At 57.3% G+C, this 17,371-nt stretch carries 12 protein-coding genes; 3 read left to right on the forward strand and 9 right to left on the reverse strand.

What is annotated here, in order from left to right:
* From Pan189_RS08215 to Pan189_RS08235, 5 genes are all read right to left on the reverse strand, one after another.
* On the reverse strand, window positions 1–1,020 hold the full coding sequence (locus tag Pan189_RS08215; RefSeq protein ID WP_310821243.1) for an ABC transporter permease: 1,020 nt from the start codon (window positions 1,018–1,020) through the stop codon (window positions 1–3).
* 83 nt (window positions 1,021–1,103) lie between these two features.
* Window positions 1,104–3,512: an ABC transporter substrate-binding protein gene (locus tag Pan189_RS08220; RefSeq protein ID WP_145363454.1), complete on the reverse strand. Its 2,409-nt coding sequence runs from the start codon at window positions 3,510–3,512 to the stop codon at window positions 1,104–1,106.
* Window positions 3,513–3,702: 190 nt separating this feature from the next.
* A complete protein-coding gene (locus Pan189_RS08225) occupies window positions 3,703–5,937 on the reverse strand; it encodes a VIT and vWA domain-containing protein (protein WP_310821244.1) in 2,235 nt (744 codons plus the stop codon).
* Window positions 5,938–6,100: 163 nt separating this feature from the next.
* Window positions 6,101–7,279, reverse strand: a complete 1,179-nt coding sequence (locus Pan189_RS08230) for a VWA domain-containing protein (RefSeq protein ID WP_145363456.1) — start codon at window positions 7,277–7,279, stop codon at window positions 6,101–6,103.
* A 114-nt stretch (window positions 7,280–7,393) separates the two neighbouring features.
* Window positions 7,394–9,301 carry an ABC transporter ATP-binding protein gene (locus Pan189_RS08235; protein WP_310821245.1) on the reverse strand — a complete coding sequence of 636 codons (1,908 nt, stop codon included), beginning with the start codon at window positions 9,299–9,301 and terminating at the stop codon, window positions 7,394–7,396.
* 369 nt (window positions 9,302–9,670) lie between these two features.
* Between Pan189_RS08235 and Pan189_RS08240 the strand changes: the two genes are divergently transcribed.
* The 3 genes from Pan189_RS08240 to Pan189_RS08250 all read left to right on the forward strand — a co-directional run bounded on the left by Pan189_RS08240 (window position 9,671) and on the right by Pan189_RS08250 (window position 12,274).
* On the forward strand, window positions 9,671–10,651 hold the full coding sequence (locus Pan189_RS08240) for a sigma-70 family RNA polymerase sigma factor (RefSeq protein ID WP_145363457.1): 981 nt from the start codon (window positions 9,671–9,673) through the stop codon (window positions 10,649–10,651).
* An 88-nt stretch (window positions 10,652–10,739) separates the two neighbouring features.
* Window positions 10,740–11,075, forward strand: a complete 336-nt coding sequence (locus Pan189_RS08245; protein WP_310821246.1) for a VOC family protein — start codon at window positions 10,740–10,742, stop codon at window positions 11,073–11,075.
* A 146-nt stretch (window positions 11,076–11,221) separates the two neighbouring features.
* Window positions 11,222–12,274 (forward strand): ribose-phosphate diphosphokinase, encoded by a 1,053-nt coding sequence (locus Pan189_RS08250; RefSeq protein ID WP_145363458.1) that lies wholly within the window; start codon window positions 11,222–11,224, stop codon window positions 12,272–12,274.
* 23 nt (window positions 12,275–12,297) lie between these two features.
* Here the strand turns inward: Pan189_RS08250 and Pan189_RS08255 are convergent, their stop codons facing one another.
* The 4 genes from Pan189_RS08255 to Pan189_RS08270 form a co-directional block, all read right to left on the reverse strand.
* The gene (locus Pan189_RS08255; protein ID WP_145363459.1) at window positions 12,298–13,824 is read right to left on the reverse strand and encodes an ABC transporter permease; all 1,527 of its coding nucleotides are present in this window, start codon (window positions 13,822–13,824) and stop codon (window positions 12,298–12,300) included.
* 60 nt (window positions 13,825–13,884) lie between these two features.
* Window positions 13,885–14,253, reverse strand: a complete 369-nt coding sequence (locus Pan189_RS08260) for a four helix bundle protein (RefSeq protein ID WP_145363460.1) — start codon at window positions 14,251–14,253, stop codon at window positions 13,885–13,887.
* Window positions 14,254–14,352: 99 nt separating this feature from the next.
* Window positions 14,353–15,357: an ABC transporter ATP-binding protein gene (locus Pan189_RS08265; RefSeq protein ID WP_310821247.1), complete on the reverse strand. Its 1,005-nt coding sequence runs from the start codon at window positions 15,355–15,357 to the stop codon at window positions 14,353–14,355.
* Between the two features lie 44 nt (window positions 15,358–15,401).
* A complete protein-coding gene (locus Pan189_RS08270) occupies window positions 15,402–17,324 on the reverse strand; it encodes a hypothetical protein (RefSeq protein ID WP_145363461.1) in 1,923 nt (640 codons plus the stop codon).
* Window positions 17,325–17,371 lie beyond the last annotated feature (47 nt).

Consider the following 17,371-nt stretch of genomic DNA (forward strand, 5'->3'; position numbering starts at 1 on the left):
TTATTTCCTCCGCGATTCGAAGGAGACCTGTGGGTTTACCAGCACGTAGAGAATGTCGGAGATGAGGATTCCCACAAGTGTTAAAACTGCCGAGAGCATCAGCGTTGCCATGACCGCGTCGTATTCGCGTCGATATACGTTCTCGATCGCGAAGCGGCCCATGCCGCGAATTTCGAAAATGAATTCAATAATTACGCTGCCGCCCACTAAGAACGGCAGAAGACTGGCGAATAGTGTGATGACCGGGAACAGGCCGTTTCGCAAAGCGTGGACCAGCAGCACTCGTATTTCGGAGGCGCCCTTCGCTTTGGCGGTTCGAATGTAGTCCTGTCGAATCACGTCGAGCAGACCCACCCGCATTTGCCGCGACAGGTACGCCAGTGCGACGTACGTCAGGCAGATGATCGGGAGCGTCGCGTGATGCCACCAATCGGCTACCTGCCCCCAGTAACTCAGTTCCTCCCAGTCATCCTGATGCAGGTTGGCGACGGGAAAGCGGATCCACGCGGGCGTCTCGGGACCGGTCAGTCGCAGCCGGAGCATTTCGGCCGCCCAAAATGAAGGGATGCTATAAAGCACAAACAACGCGACGGTCGAAATACGATCACCCCACGACCCCTGTTTGGCGGCGCTATAAATTCCCGACGGGATCGCGATCAAATAAATTAATAGAAAAACAACGAAATTAATCTGCACCGTGATCCAGAGCGATTTGAACAGGTCCCCCCAAATCGGACGTTCGTCCTGAAAAAAGATCATTTCTCCGGTGAAGAGTCGTTTCAGGAAGAAACCGAATTGGACAGGTAGCGAATCGTCCAAGTGGTACTTTTCGCGGAACTTTTTAATCGCTTGCTCGACGCCACGGTCCGCCGCCATTCCACCGGTGGCCTGGCCGAGACCGCCGAACTTTTGCGATGACGGATCGCCCGGCGCGAGTTTAATGACGAGAAACGACACCACGAGGATTCCGACCATGGTCGGAAGCATCAGCAGCATGCGTCGGATGAGGTAGCTTAGCACGTCCGGACGATCGCCAGTTTAGGGCACAAACAGGTTACGACATGAGCTGAGAAGCGCGGCCCGAAGCATCGCGGGGCTTGCCATCAGTTTTGAAGCGATTCGGGGATATACCACTCGCGCAGATCATAACCCGGACGGAGTGCGTAGAACTTCACGCCGCGATACTTCTGGTGATAGACGCCGAGGTCTTGCGTTGTGAACATAAACATATAGGGCTGATCGTGATCAAGTTTGCGGTGCATGGCATGCATAATGGCGTGCCGCTCCTGCTCATCGAGCGTGACGCGAATCTTGGCGATCATTTCATCAACAAGCGGGTCGGCATAGGAGACGTGATTGCTGCCGCGCTTGTCCGGCCCTGCTCCGCTGCTGTGCCAGATTTGATAGGGATCGCCTTCCAGATTCATTGCCCAGCCGAGCCGGCAGACATCGAAGTCTTTCGCGGTGATTCGTTCAATAAACGACGCCCACTCGAGTTCGAGCACATTGACCTCGATCCCCACATCTTTGAGGCGCTTTTGAAATAGCTCGGCGAACGAACGTCCGGCGCTGCTGCCCTGCGGCATTAAAAGTTCGAAGGAGAATTTGTCCCCGCCTTTGTCGAGCCAGCTATCGCCGTCCGTATCGAGCCAGCCCGCATCGGCCAACAGGTCACGTGCTGCATCGAGATCGTAACCGACCGGCTGCACGTCGTGGTCGTAGCCCGGCCCCAAGACGTATTGATTCCCGGAAATGAGAATACCCGCTCCGTACTTCACCTTTTGTAGGTACTCGTCCGAGTCAAACAGCATTGATAAGGCGAGTCGCGTCCGGCGATCCTGAAACATCGGCCGGAGCATATTCCAACCGGCGTAGCTGTAATTCGGGTAATACCACCGGGCTTTCACGTAATTCTTCTTAATCCACTCCGGCGGCCCTTTCAGTTCTTCAAAGAACTTCTCGGGCGAAAGGTCGAGTCGGTTAATAAAGTCGACCTGGCCGCCTCGCAGCGCCTGCATGGCGGTTGATCCGTCGACAATAAATTTAACGCGAATCTGATCAAGATATCCGGCGCGGTTGTCCCGCCAATAGTCATCTCGTCGATCTAATTCGAGCGAGACACCGCGGTCCCAATCGCCAACGACATACGGCCCGACGCCCATCGGTGCGAGATTGTAGCGGTCGTCTGTATTAAAGAACTTGCCGAACGCTTTGCCCGTCACGCTGACCTTGTTCGACTGAGCTTCTTGCTCCTCGGTCAAAGGTTCGAGTGTCAGTTCTTTGCCCATCTCTTTGTAAAGGTCTTCAAAGAAATGCAGCGGCCCGCCGTATAACGCGATCGCCGCCGCAAATTCGAAAGCGAGAAAGTATTGCTCGCGATATTGCATCCGGACTGTCGTCTCATCGATCGCATCGCACAGCACGACATCGGCGTAATAAGTTCGCAGTGATTCCGCATCGACGTAGCGGCTGTTAATCGTGGCATACGCGAACTCGACGTCGGCTGAGGTATAGGGCGTGCCGTCACTCCAAGTCACATCGTCGCGAAGATAAAACGTAAAGATCGATCCACGGTGCACCTCCTGCACGTCGTCTTTAGAAAGGGTGAGTTCGCTCTCGCCCTTCTCGTTCAATAACAATGCAAGAGGGTGACCCGCCGTTTCGGTGGCGAGGGTATATCCCTCGTCGGTTTCCGACACCTTACCGTAGAGCTCGAAGCCGGTCCGCGCTTTGTAATCTCCTTCGGGGACGGCTGAGAGATCGAGCGAGCCGTTCTCGTCGGTCCACACGTGCAGTGTCAGACCCCCATCCGTCGGATAGAGCCCGACCCATGACCGGCCGGCGGGCGAGCCGTCGGCCTTTGTGACTTTCACTGCCGGGGCGATGATCTGCTGGTCATCATCCAGTTTGACCGAAACCTCGGAGTCATTTTCAGCCGGCTCATCATCGATCACCAACGTCAGTTCGTAGCCGGGGTAATCGGGAGCGAGTCGGATCGAATCTTCGATAGTCCAACTCTTGGCAATCGCGGGCTTGTATTCGAAGGTTTCCGGATCCTGGTCGGCGAGCCCGTCATGGATATAGGTGTGAATGACTTGCTGAACGGCGCTGGTTTCAACGATCGGATTGAGCGTTTTTGGCTCATTCGAGAAACGCACGTTGATCGATCCGCCCACGACCGGTTTGGTCGGATTGCCTTTCGCGGCGGGATTATATTTGTCGACCTCGACCGGTCCTCCGACATTGACGTCGGGGCCTGCCGTGTCGACTCGCGGGACGGGGATGCCGTCCACCTCTGTCATGAGCGGATAGGAGGTCAGGTCACCTTCATCGAACTCAGCCGAAGGCTTTAGACCGGACCCGCTGGACGAGGTCGGGTCGGCGCCTCCGGAGGCCGTTTTCGATCCACTGTCACCGCCCGGAGACTTGGCGGTTTCGCAACCGGAGACCAAAATCGCCGTTACGAGTGCGAAGGATGAGAACAGAGACGCCGAGACCCAATTCCGGGACATACGCGGTCAATCCGTTTTGAGCGAGTGTCGATCTTATTCGAGCGGCGCGGTAGCACGCCGCCTTGCGAGCTGTGCTATCTTGTCAGAGCGCTTGGGGCCGAACAACCCCGCGGGATTATTCGGCCCCCTCGAAAAATGTCACGGTCGCCCGATTGCCGACAGGTTATCGGTCCCGGTAGCAGCAAAGACCCTACTTGACCTCGTACCATTCTCCGTCGAGATTGACGACCACGTTACCCAGTGCAAGGTAGCGAGCGGCGAGGGCGTCTTTCTTCAGCAATTCGAAATAGGCGTCGCCGCCAAGCTCAACTGTGTTCAGTTTCGCGACCGCATGATTCGGGAACTCCGCCTGCTCCCAACGCCCGTTCCGCTGGTAGAAGGTGCGATCAGCAATGAACTGCACCGCATCGAGGGCGGACTTCTTTTGCCCCGACAAGCTAGACTTCGAGAGTTCGTCCGCGGCTTGGCGGTAGAGATCGCTCGCGTTCCCGCTGAGTGATGAGTTCTTGCGGGCCAGGGCCGCCGCTTTCGCGTCTTCGACATTCTGTTTTTGGGCTTTTCCGCGGTCAAGAGATGAGTTGAACTCGCTCGATTTGCCCCAGAATCGTCGCAAATCACGTCGAACCCGACCGGCCTGTTCTTCAGCCGCAGCAGCTCCGCCTGAAGTGCCGGGCCGCTCTTCGATCAGGAAGCTCGTGTACGGGGTGATGATCCCGTACCGCGTGGCCAACCCGACCACCTCCTCAATGATTTCAGCCGGCGCCGGGTCCTGTCCGGCCGCGATCGAGAGCAGTTCGTCGATGCGTCGCCCGGCCCACAAGCGGGGCAGGAAGGCATTGTCTTCACTGACGGCCTCTGCGCTAAACTCGACATCGTATTTTAGCACCTGTTCGCCGTCAGATGATTGTCCGCGGAGTACCACTTTGCCTGCTCCGCTGCCACGATATCGGCCCACAAGGATCAACTGCTCTCCTCGATAAAGGTCGGTCACGGTGCGCGGGTAGATGTCATACGTCTCGACGCCCTCGATCTCAACGCTCACATTGCTGAGGACAGGGGTGCCGACGCGATCAAAGAACGGCTTGATGAAGTCTTCGATTTTTTCATCGGGCAGCGCGTAGTCCGCTTCGCCCGAATTTTGCTTTGCGAGTTGGTCGAGCAAACGGGCATTCACGCCGTAGCCCTGCCCGAAGACGAACAGGCGAACTCCGTCGGAATTGAGTTTGGATGTCTCCTTAAGAATTTTGTCAGGCTCAAGTTCGCCAATCGTTGGCAAGCCGTCGGTCACGAATACGATCATTGGCGTGACGGCTGCGTCTTCCGTGCGGCCTGCGGACAATAGCAAAAGCGACTGGTCCAGCGCGTCCTTAATCGCGGTGCCGCCGCGGGCATGCAGGCGGTCGACGTAGTCCAGCGCCGTCGCTTCGGTCTCGTCATTCGACTCGACCAGACCGGACTTGGCCATCGAGCGAACTCCGGTATTAAAATCAACGATGTTAAAACGATCGCCTTCGCGGAGTTCCGATACGCAATACGTCAAGGCTTGCTTAAGCTGTTCAATTTTTCGGTCTTTGAGCATGGAGCCGGAGGTGTCGACACAGAATACGATATCCTTCGGAACGCCGGTTTGCAGCCAGTCGGGAGTCGCGGCGGAGCCGTGCCCCGGTGACAGCAGCAGCATGAATGACCCGTCTTCACCGGGGGGGTGGTGCGTCAGCAGTCCCGCTCCGAGCGCCTGCTTCGCCGACTTAACGTACAATACGAACGGATACTTCGGCAGGTAATCCTCCTCCGACCACTTCACCACGACATCCCAGTCCTTTTCTTCTTCAATCTCGACCGGGTGAGTCGGCGAATAGACCGCTTTGATTGGTTCTGCACTCTTAATGCGGACCTTGACGCCCGCCTTCTTTAACTTCTGCTGCAGCGGTTTGGGGTTCGTGTTAAGACAACGAACCCGCAGGAAGTCGCCGTGCCGCTTTAAGACGGTCGTGTAGCGCAAATCGACGGTCACGACCTGTCCGGCCGGGATGTTCGGCAGTTTGGTGCGAATTAACTGGTTGCCAAAATATTCGAGAAGCGCCGGCGAGCCGCCCTCCTTCACGATGTTCTTAAAGACTTCATTCGCTTCTTCAACCGGCAGAATCTCCGCCGTTGTTTTCGAACCGTCGACGGAAACGGTCAGGGCGTCGACCTGCGAGCCCGGTTCCAGTTCCATATAGCATTCGCCGCCTACGATCGCCCCGCCGTTGGGGTTTTTGAATCCGCAAACGTAGTGTTTCTCAGCGACGTTGCCGCGAATGTCGATCGCGACCTGATCGACCCAAACCTGCACCGGTTGGGGTGATCGAACGAAGCAGGCTGACGCATGATTCGATGCAAAGCTAATTGTCAGCGAGGCGGCAATCGCTATGAGAGTCCGCATGAGTGTGCTCCTGAAAACTGATTTGATAGTGCGGGGGTCAGGTTGACCCGCAACGCAAGCACGAATTTCTAACAGCAGCCTCCGCGCGTGATGCAATGGCTCACTTGGCGAGGCGCTATAACAAAATCCCTCGCTTGCGCGTCGGGCTAGTTTGCGATGCGATTTATTCGCTGAATTGGAAGCCGCGCGATTCGGCTTGCCGTCGCAGCGTGGTTGAAAGGGCTCCTTCCAAGGAATTTTCCTCTCCGTCTTCCGCCAAGCGTTTGCGTTCGCCTGCGACATACTCATTGCGCTGCTTTGAAAGCTCTTGAATACGTGCTTGAATCTTCGCCCGCTCTGCAGCTTTCTTCGCAAGAACTTCTTTCTGCTCTTCGGTCGACTTGCCTTTAAGCTCTTCGGGGAGTTCTTCAGCCTTAAGTTCGTCAAGTCTTACCTTGTTCTTATCGATCGCATCGACGAGGTCGCGGGCTGAATTGTCATAAAGGCCGCCCGCTTTAAATTGAGCTCGCTCTGCCGCTGCGGCGGGTGCCGCCAAAGCGGCATTCGAGTCTTGGGCTTCCTGATTCTGTAAGAATCGTTGCCGTTGTTTTTTTGCCCCGAAGGCCACGTAGGTCTTGTTCAGGTTCCCGCTCAGCGCTGACAGTTCTTTATCGTAGGGCGTATTTATGGTCGCGACGGCTTGATTCTGATCGATGTGCGAGTAGGTTCCGTCGGCGAGGACGGCTCCGTCCTTCCAACTCGTGCGGATGCCTTCTTCCTCAGGGCCGCAGAAGATCGTGTTGATAATCACCCCCTTGGCGATCGCTGCCTTGCAGGCTACCTTGTAGTCGACCGAGCCCTGCGTGAATGGCTCGTTCCCCGCGATCACAATTAACTTGAGATCGTTGTTGGCACTGCTCCAATCGAGCCCCTTCGTTGCGGCGGCGATTACTTGACCGCAATATTCGTCCCCGCCGTTGGTCGTGAGAGCGAAGAGCTCTTCGGAAATTCGATCGAGGTCATCGGTTAGCGACGTGATCTGCCTGAGATAACCCTCTCCGGGCGCCAAAGAGGATTTGCCGTATTCGTACAGGGCCACCCGCAGTTCCGGCGAGGCCCCATCGCGCTCGGCGGTGGCGAATTCATTGACGATCTTCCACAACTGCGCCTTCGCCTGATTGATCAGGCCGTCCATGCTGTTGGACGTGTCGAGCAAAATCGCGATCTCGATCTTCGGAGCTTCACTCACCGGGGCAGGCTTTTCAGCCGGATCATCCGAAATCGCGGATGGAGAATTCAGGCCGAAAACGGCAATCACGCCCAAGGCAGCAAGTGACGAGCGGAAACAGAGCGAAGCGAGCACGGCAACTCCTTTCGAGACGGGAAGGGTCGGATGGAGCCGTCCAGTATCGAAATCGCCGGAGGGCACCAATCATTCTGACGACCTAACGAAGCGAACAGTTCCCGCAAATCCGACTCAACCCGCTTTTTGCTCCGGTGACTTCGCTTCGAGCCGTTCTCGTTGCCGTCGGCGAATGTTCTCCAGGGAGTCGTCCGGAATCGCGGAGATCAGCCGCTTCGTGTACTCGTCCTTCGGTCGGGCGTAGACCGTGTCGGAGGGACCGTACTCGACGATTTTGCCCTGATTCATCACGGCCATCATGTCGGACATGAATTTGACGACGCTCAGGTCGTGGCTAATGAACAGGTATGTCAGCCCGCGTTTTTGCTGCAAATCCTTGAGCAAGTTGAGTACCTGTGCCTGGACCGAGACGTCGAGAGCCGAAACGCTTTCATCGCAGACAATAAACTCCGGCTCGACGGCCAGAGCTCGGGCGATACAGATTCGCTGACGCTGTCCGCCGGAAAACTCATGCGGATAGCGCTGCAGGTGCTCGGCTCCCAATCCGACCTCTTCGAGCAGTGCGGCGGCCCGGTCCCTCCGGTCTTTCGCGTTGGGGCAGAGGTCATGGACCGCCATCGGCTCGACAAGGCACGCCTCAACCGACATTCGCGGATTGAGTGAGGCGTAGGGGTCCTGAAACACGATTTGCATTTTCCGACGCAGGGTTCGCAAATCCGCCCCGCTGACCAACTCGGTTGATCCGCCGCGGTACGAGACGTTGCCGTCCGTCTTGTCGATCAATCGCAAAATGGCCCGGCCGGTGGTCGTCTTGCCGCATCCCGACTCTCCGACGAGACCGAGAGTCTGTCCGGCAAAAATATCGAAAGAGATATCATCAACGGCCCGCACATCGCCGGTACGGCGCCGCAAAATCCCGCTGTAGACCGGATAGTAGACCTTTAGCCCTTCCACGCGCACCAGCGGCGCCGTGTTCTCCGGCACGAAGCTGCCCGGTCCGTCGGTTGTCACCTGCGAGATTTCGTAGCCCAAGTCACGCACGGCTGACTCGGGGGGCCAAAGTCGTTTTGTTGGGGCCGAAGATTCATGCTCTTCGGGAGAATACGTTCGCTCGGTAATGCGAACCGGTCCGTCGGGATCGGAGGACGGCTCCACCCGCATAAAGTCGGCGACGGTCGGCAACCGTCCGAGCTTGCCATCAAGCCGCGGACGGCAGGCCAACAAACCCTTTGTGTAGGGGTGTTGAGGCGACGAGAAAATCTGCTCGACCGACCCGGTTTCCACGATCTTTCCACGGAACATGACAGCCACGTGGTCGGCGATCTCCGCGATCACGCCGAGGTCGTGGGTAATGAACAGCACGGCCATCCCGCGTTCGTCGCGCAGCTTGCGAATCAAATCGAGAATTTGCGCTTGAATCGTCACGTCGAGCGCGGTGGTCGGCTCATCGGCGATGAGCAGCTTCGGGTTGCAGCTCAGGGCCATCGCGATCATGACCCGTTGCTTCTGACCGCCCGACATCTCATGCGGATAGCTGTTGAGGCGCCGTTCGGGTTCCGGAATTCCGACCTCATGAAATAGCTCGATCGTCCTTTTGAGGGCTTCTTCCTTCGAGACATCGTTGTGCAGGCGGATCGCCTCTTGAACCTGCCAACCCGCTTTGTAGACGGGGTTCAGCGATGTCCCCGGCTCCTGAAAAATCATGCTGACATCGCTGCCCCGCAGCGACTGCATCTGGGGTTCCGGCAGCGTGACGATGTCCCGCCCCAGCAGCGAGACCGACCCGCCCGCGATTTTGGCTCCGCGTTCGGGGAGCAGCCGCATCACCGTCAGGGACGTCACCGACTTACCGGAACCTGACTCGCCGACCAATCCGAGCGTCTCCCCGCGACGGATCGTCAGGCTGACGTCGTCAACGGCTTTGGTCGTTCCCGACTCGCCATGAAAGTAGGTCTTCAGTCCGCTGATCTCGAGAATCGGCGGCTCATCTTCGCCGGCGGGAGGGGGCTGCGTCGAACTCACGGTCGAACTCACAGTTGCACTTCGGGATCGAGTGGGGGCCGCAGCCTTAAAGGCCGCGACGAAAGCGATTTTCGAAAGGCTGGATGGGGCGGGGTGTGAAGTCAACCCAGGCACGGGGCGAACCCTCCAATGGTCGACGCGAACAGCCCCTATTTCTCTCGCGTCTCCGAGAGTCGAACGTCGGCGAAATGTGCCGGATTTCGTAAATATGGATGTTTTGGACGTATTTTTGTTAAAGCCGAACCGCGGCCGCGGTTCAAAATACTGCGATCATAGGGGTTTTCTCCAAAAAAGAGAACGCGGGCTTGATCCACGGTTGAACGGTCGGTACTCTTGGTGTGGACGTTTTGAACGATTTAGGAGCTAGTCATGAGCAGTGCGGCAGTCGCTGATAAAAAGAGCGGTGCGCAGTCGAAGTCGAGTCGGCCGAAGCGAAAAAACTCGGCGGCCAGCCGCCTCCGAGCGCGTGCCGAAGAGATCGGCCGGACCGAAGTCGATTACATGTACAACAAAGAGTTTGACGTCGCGGATGTCCAAGTAGAGATCGAGGCGACGTCGTTACTTGATCCGGAGCAGCGGTCCCGCAAAGCGAAGCGGCCCCCCGGCTTGCCGTCGTATCTCGCTTCGCTATATGAGGTTCCGCTCTTGAGTGCGGCCCACGAAGCCGCCCTGTTCCGCAAAATGAACTACCTCAAGCACCGGGCGAATCAAGTACGAGCGAAATTGAACCTCTCACGGCCGTCGAAAGCGAAGATGGCCGAATTCGAGCGGCTGATGGATGAGTCAGAGCGAATTCGAAACAGAATCGCACGCTGCAACCTGCGGCTCGTCGTTTCGATTGCCCGCAAGTTCGCCGATCGCGACAACCCGTTTGATGATTTCGTCAGTGATGGGAACGTCGCTCTGCTTCACGCGATCGCCAAATTCGATTACGGTCGGGGATTTCGGTTCAGCACCTACGCGACGCACGCGATTCGTCGGATGTTCTACCGGCAGGTCCAGCAGAAGAAGCGACGCAACGATCGCGTGATGCTCGGGCCGGGCGAAATGTTGTCTGAAGCGGCCGATGGGCATGAGCAGATCCATCTGGACGCCCGGCAGTACGGCGATGTTTGCGACTTGCTCACGCAGATGAAAGATCGTCTCGACGAACGGGAGCAGGCGATCGTTGAAGCTCGGTTCGGACTGACCGATTCGGAGGAGGCCGAAACCCTGCAACGCGTGGCAAAGCGACTCGGCATCTGCAAAGAGCGTGTCCGGCAATTGCAGAACCGAGCGCTCGACAAGTTGCGAGAGCTTGCCGTCGAATTGCGAATTGAAGCCCCGGTGTTTCTTTCGCCGGAAAACTGACGGCCGCGTCAAACTGCTGCGTTCACGTCCAAAGGGCGGATCGGTTACAATTGCGTAGCCGATCCGCTTTTTTTCATGGAGATTGAAGATGACTGCCAATCCAGACCCGATGCCGATCGGCGAACTTGACGCGCTTCATCACGTCGCGATCGAAGCCGAAGACATCGCCGCAGCGGTCGAGTGGTACCGCAAGACATTCCGCTGTGATGTCACCTATCAGGACGACACATGGGCGATGCTGAAATTTGCCAACATGAGTCTCGCCTTGGTGACGCCGGGGCAGCATCCGATGCACATCGGCTTCGTCACGCCGGAGGCTGAGTCTTATGGCGAACTGAAGACGCATCGCGACGGAACAAAATCGATCTACATCTCCGACCCGACCGGAAACGCCGTGGAGCTCTTGGCCCCCATCAACGTGTAGCGGGATGGAATGTTCTCAGGTCAGCCTTGGCCTCGTTTGCGTCATAGCTCGTTTGTGTCATAGTCTGCCAGAGTTTATGACGGCGGCTTCGTCGCGGCGCATATAGTCGCCGTGTCCCGATTCTTGATGCGTAGCAGCGGCAAGCAGTGAATAATTTTCGGCTTTTCGGCCTCGAAGGCTCCCGGCGATTCGCCCAACGTGTCGCCAAGTATCTCGACGTTCCCGTTTCGAAGCATCGCGAAGACTTCTTCGCCGACCGGGAAACGTACGCCCGTAGCGAGGTCAATGTCCGAGCGTCGGACGTGTACGTCATCAGCTCGCTGTACGCCGACAAGGATCAGTCGGTTCCGGAGAAGATGGTCAAGCTGCTGTTCTTCGTCGGTTCGCTCGTGGATGCGTCCGCCCGCCGGATCACAGTGGTCTGCCCGTACCTCGCATTCGCCAGGCAGGATCGCAAAACGGAGAGCCGTGCCCCAATCAGCATCAAGTATCTGGCCCAGTGCTTGGAGGCCGTGGGCGCGAATCGCGTGTTGACGATGGACATTCACAATCTGTCCGCCTTTCAGAACGCATTTCGTATTCCGACCGACAATCTCGAAGCAAAGAATTTACTGGCCGACTATCTGTGCGGGGTCGATTCCGGACGCGACAGCGACGGCGTGCCGCAACCGGTCGAAACGCACCTGCCCGATCCCCTCATCAATAACCCCGACGATCTTGTCGTACTCGCGCCCGACAGCGGCGGCATGGGGCGGGCGAAACGCTTTCGCAATGCTCTCGAAGAGCGGCTGCAACTTCACAATAAAATCGATGTCGCTTATCTCGACAAAGAGCGGATGGACGGCTCAAATGTTAGCGGCAGCAAAATTATCGGAGACGTTAAAGGCAAGCGGATTATTCTGCTTGACGACATGATCTCCAGCGGCGGCACCGTGCGAATCTGCGTTGAAGCGGTGAAGAGTCACAAGGCGGAGATGTACGCCGTCTGCGCAACGCACGGCTTGTTCGTCGGGGGCAACGTCGAGAAAAATCTGGCCGACGTCCCGCGGCTGGTCATTACCGACACGATTCGGCCGTTTCGCCTGAAGCAATCGAAATGGGAGAATCGGCTGTTCGTCATTCCGACCTCGATGATGTTCGCCCAGGCCATTCGCCGCACGCATGAAGAGGGCGGCTCGATCAGTGACCTGCTGCAATAAGTGTTGCCGTCCGGCGGCAAGACCTATCGCCCGCCGAGAACGATCAGCCGACGCTGGATCGCTAGTTGTAGGGCAAACGCTGCTGCCGCGAGCATTACGACAAGGGGCAATGCCCCAGCCTGCGCGGAGTCGATAATCCCGGCGAACAAGACCGAAAAGAGTGCCAAAGGGCTGACGGCGTAGGTAGCGAAGATGGTCACCAGAAACGCCAGCGGGACTGCACCCCAGCGGACGAAGAGCGACATTAAAACGACGACATGCAGGAACACGATATAGTACGCCACACCCGCATAAAGGTACGAGCTCGATAATAGCTCCTGCGAACCTTCGGTCACGCGCGGCGTTGAGAACATCGCGAGAATTAAGAAGATCAGCACCGGCGTCAAGGTGGGCAGGACGCCCATGACTTTGCCAACTGCAATCTTTGCGATCGGGTTCGGAAGAAGCACCAACGCTTCGAGGTTGTGTCCGTAGACTTCTTCCTTAAATAAAGAGACGGCGACACGGCAGGTTTCGACGACCGCCGCAATGAGCGCCGCACCGACGAGAATGGCGCCAACTTCTTCGATATCGAATCGCCGCGACGAATAATAGACATACGCGTAAATAACGACGGCCAAGGCAACATAGGCGATGACCTTTAAGAGAATTAAAGGGATGCCGCCGCTGAGAAAATAGAACTCTTTCCACGCAAATGGGTCGCCCCATGCCCGTCCTGGGCTGAAAGCCTTAAACCGTCCGGGGCCCTGTGCGACGCGGCCCGGCTCAGCGGTTTCGTCTTCATGCCCTTCCCGGCTAAATAACATCCATGCGGTTAAGAAGAGCACGACGGCTACCACCAAGTTGCTCACGACTTGAGTTCCGAACGGCTGCTCGGCGAAGTTGGTCAACAGAATCTCGTTTAATCGCGTGATAACCGAGAAGTCGGAGACGGCCTCCGCGATCGGACTGATCGGGATGCCGAGCAGGATCAGCGGATTGCCGATCAGCGGCTCGATGACGATCGGCAGCCCGAAGTAGCCGGCCAGCACCACGGCGGAGAGCGCGACCGCCGTTCCCGACCGCTTACACAATACGCTGAAGAATAGCCCGACGTTGCCGACAAAGGCCAAAAAGGCAAGTAGCGATGCCGCTGCCGCCCAAATCTGCGGCATTAAAACTCCGCCCAAGGTGATCGAGAGCAAAAAGAACGGGAATTGCACCACCAACAATAGGCCCGCCCCCACGAGTCGACTCGTCGATTTGCCGAGCAGGATCGCGGAACTGCCGATGCCCGCCATTCTTAATAGACCAAGCGTGCCCTCTTCCTTCTCTTCGGTGATGGCGGTCGCAAAGAAACTCACCCCGGCCAGACTAATAAAGAACACGTTGAGATAGGCGATGCCGGTGAAGAAGTCGAGACCCGGAGCACCGACGGTCGCGATCCGGGCGATCATCCGCAACAGCGCAAACGCGATCATCGCCGCGAACGCGAGCCGAAAGGTATGCCCCTTCCAACCATTCGCATCGACTTTGAGACTGCGAGTAAAAAGTGCGAGAAGACCGCTCATGTGAGGTTGGAGGTAAGTGGTGAGAGGTAAGTGGTGAGAGGTAAAAACTTTACCTGTTTTTTACTGCTTGTTGCTGGGGGCGAGAATGCTTCGCCGCAGGCCACTGAGCATGCGGGCGATCTCCTCGGCGGCATGACGAAGCTTCGCCAGCTCGTCGTCGGAAAGCCATTGACGACGGGCGGCGAGCGTCACCTGTGAAATTGTTTCCATCAGCGAACCGTACGCGATTTCGATGAAACGTGCGTGATCCGTTTTCGACGTACGACCATCGCCTTCGGCAATATTCGAGGATATTGAAACCGCAGCGCGCCTAAGCTGGGCGGTAAGGCCAAATTTCTCGTCTCGCGGAAACCGGTCTGTCAGGTCGTATATACGGTCCGCATAGTCAATTGACTTCTGCCAAACGATCAGGTTCTCAAATTGAAACATTGCAATTTCTCCAAAGTGCTACATTCGAAGCAGTTGCTAGATGCTCTCTCACCCCTCACCTCTAAACTCTCACCCCTCACCTCTAAACTCTCACCCCTGTCACCTAACTCCCGTCTCCGTTAAACTCATAAAGGCGTCGTTAAGATGTCGGGTTTGGCGTTGGAAGGACTCGACGGGGAGGCCGAGGGCGAGGACGCGGGCCAGCAGGTCGTTGACCGTTATTGCGGTCCAATCGATCGAAATACGATAGGTCTTCGGCCGATGCTCGTCGGCTTCCGCCTCCAGCACGCCGTCGATCTCGAGAAGTCGCTCGGCGATGCCCTCTTCGGCACGTCCGAACGTCACGCGGTAGCCGGGGTTCTCCTCCGCTCCGGCGAGCAGTTCCTCCATCGGCCCGCTGTACTTCGTGACGCCGCGATCGATGATCGAGCAACTGTCGCACAGTTCGGCTAACTCACTCAGAATATGCGAACTGATGAAGATGGTTTTTCCCAGAGATCGCAATTCTCTAAGGATGTCCATCAACTCGATCCGGGCCCGTGGGTCGAGGCCGCTAGCCGGTTCATCCAGCAGCAGCAGGTCGGGATCGTTTACGAGCACGCGAGCCAGCGAAACGCGCTGCTGCAGGCCGCGGGACAGGCCGCGAATTAAGTGCTCTCGTCGACCGACCATATCGGTCAGGGTGAGCACGTCGTCGATCACCCGGTCGCGGTCTCTTAACGTCATGCCGTAGGCGGCGCCGAAAAAGTCGAGGTATTCTCCGACCGTCATCTGCCGGTACATGCTGAAGTGGTCCGGCATATAACCGATCCGCTTTCGCACTTCGCGTAAATCAGTGACGACGTCGAGACCGAAGACGCGAACCTTACCTGCCTGCGGCTTCAGCAGGGTGCAGATCAGCTTTAAGGTGGTCGTCTTGCCGGCGCCATTCGGCCCGACGAAACCGTGGATCGAACCTCGGTCAACGCGGAGGTTGACGCTCTCGAGAGCCCGGTGCTTCTTATAGATATGACCGAGGTTCGTAATCTCGATCGCCGGCGCGGCCGCGAGCGGGTCCTCGCCGAGAGCGTAGACCGGTTCGTCATCTTCAAGCATGGTGGACATAATAGTGACTTAGTTTCATTAAGAACTTAATTGGGTCAGGCGGCTTAACCGCCGCTCGTCTTCAAATGATAAACGAGGATGAGCCGACCCGTTTGGTTCGGCAGGATCGTCGAATCGCTTCCGGACCGATACCGGGCATAAAGTGCCTCCGGTAATTCAACTGGCACAAATAAACTGACCAGGCCGGCTTCTTGTTCGAAGACCGCCAGTTCATCCTCGGCCGTCATCTTCCGGGTCATCATACGACCGCTATTGTCCGTAGGGATTGTGCCGTCGGTGTTTCGCACCGGATAGGCACGTTCGTCGGCGGATCGAATCGGCAGGCTGCGGAGGATCGCGGGCTTGGTCATGGCGTCGAACGCCTGCTCCTCCGGTTTCTCGGATTCGACAAAGCTCCCGCCGCGCGCGTAATACTCCGACATCTCAGTCAACCGCAGCCCGGACGGCAACTTCTGACCTTGTGATGCAACGACTAAGCGGTCCGGCTCTCTTGAAACCGACCGCAACTGTCGCCCGACGACTGCATAGATCGGCCCGGTCGCGTCGGGAAAGTCTTCACCGATTGAGATCGCAAGCTGACGACCCCCTCCGGTCGGATTGACGTCGCCCACATCCAGACCGGGAAGTTCGATCCTTGTTCGCAGGGCAAAGGCCCGCGATGAGTAAGGCGGAATATCGACGAGAAATGATCCCAGATCGTCGAACGAGATCGTTCCGTTGACCTTCTCGGCATCTTGCGCGGTGGAATAGATGCGAAAGTCGCCTTCGTGAGTAATGTCGTAATCGCCGCCGAATGTGACGAATACGTTCGACCATTGGGTTGCTACAAACTCCCCGTCACCCATCGCCTCGGCAACGACGAGTGAGCGGACGGACGTCTGCTCGTCATAGCCCCGGCGTCCGACCATAAAGAATCCGAATCCGAAGATCGCCACCGCACCGAGGAGTACGCCGAAAGTATGGCGATAATCGCGTCGCTCTTTCCCCATTAAGAAACAACCGGGGAAGATGACGGCGAGATAGGCGAATGACATTAAGACAATCAGTCCCCAATTGAATTCGGGCCGAATCATATCCTTTAAGTTGGCCAGCACGCCGGATGTTGCATTGAAATCGTCGAACGAGTGTGGGGAATAGCGTTGGTCACTCTCTTGTTCCTCCTTGATTCGCCAAGTCTCCTCCTGCTCCGTCAGCTCCGAGGTTGCGAGATTTTCCTCAATCCACGACCTCGAGTTCAGTACCTGCGCGGTTTTGTCGTGCCGGTAGATCACGCCGGCCCCAATCCGCGACTTACTAACAGGCAGATTTAATTCCGAAAGCTCGCCGGGAAAGACAGGGTGCTCGCCATCGGGTCCTTGCAGCACATGCACCTCGCCCCCGAGACGAATCCAGTCGAGGAATGCCTGCCGCTGCCGTTCGTCCCACCGCGCAGGCATGTGGTCCAGAATCGCGACCCGCAGCGATTCGCAAGCGGCGACATCGTTAGGGAACAGCCTCGCGGGGAAGACCATACCGAACAAACCAAAGCCATCGCCTAAGTCACTTGGCGTCAGGAACGCCACAGAGGTGCGGACGTCATCGATCGGACCGAACGTCGCTTGACCGTCCGGCCATGACAACGCCCAGCGTTCCTGACCTGAGAGGGCGAAGACGTAAAATTGAACCCAACGCTCGGCCCCCGGCGAGAGATAAATCTGCCGGATTAATTTGGCCCCGATCTGTTGCCCCGACAGATTGGTCCGATAGAGGGCGACCTCGCCATCGAATGCCGAGGTCCCGGTGTTCTGCAGCCGGATCGAAACTGGCTGAAACCGATTCGGTACGGCTTGAAGACGCCCCCGGGTATTGAAACCCCAAATCTTGTCCACGACTTTTAATTGGGGATCGGCCCCTGCTTCACCCGCCATTAGCGCGATGCAACCGAGGATCACCGCGAGCCAACGAATGTCCGACAGCCGTAAAATCATGATCTTGATACCAGTCGCACGGTCAGCAATTTTTGGCAAAGCGATTT

The organism is Stratiformator vulcanicus, assembly GCF_007744515.1.
GTDB classification, from domain to species: domain Bacteria; phylum Planctomycetota; class Planctomycetia; order Planctomycetales; family Planctomycetaceae; genus Stratiformator; species Stratiformator vulcanicus.

Excerpts from the sequence above, each read along its gene's own strand:
- Pan189_RS08220 (WP_145363454.1), bottom strand. The coding sequence starts at position 3,512 with ATGTCCCGGAATTGGGTCTCGGCGTCTCTGTTCTCATCCTTCGCACTC.
- Pan189_RS08225 (WP_310821244.1), bottom strand. The coding sequence starts at position 5,937 with ATGCGGACTCTCATAGCGATTGCCGCCTCGCTGACAATTAGCTTTGCA.
- Pan189_RS08240 (WP_145363457.1), top strand. The coding sequence starts at position 9,671 with ATGAGCAGTGCGGCAGTCGCTGATAAAAAGAGCGGTGCGCAGTCGAAG.
- Pan189_RS08245 (WP_310821246.1), top strand. The coding sequence starts at position 10,740 with ATGACTGCCAATCCAGACCCGATGCCGATCGGCGAACTTGACGCGCTT.
- Pan189_RS08255 (WP_145363459.1), bottom strand. The coding sequence starts at position 13,824 with ATGAGCGGTCTTCTCGCACTTTTTACTCGCAGTCTCAAAGTCGATGCG.
- Pan189_RS08260 (WP_145363460.1), bottom strand. The coding sequence starts at position 14,253 with ATGTTTCAATTTGAGAACCTGATCGTTTGGCAGAAGTCAATTGACTAT.
- Pan189_RS08265 (WP_310821247.1), bottom strand. The coding sequence starts at position 15,357 with ATGTCCACCATGCTTGAAGATGACGAACCGGTCTACGCTCTCGGCGAG.
- Pan189_RS08270 (WP_145363461.1), bottom strand. The coding sequence starts at position 17,324 with ATGATTTTACGGCTGTCGGACATTCGTTGGCTCGCGGTGATCCTCGGT.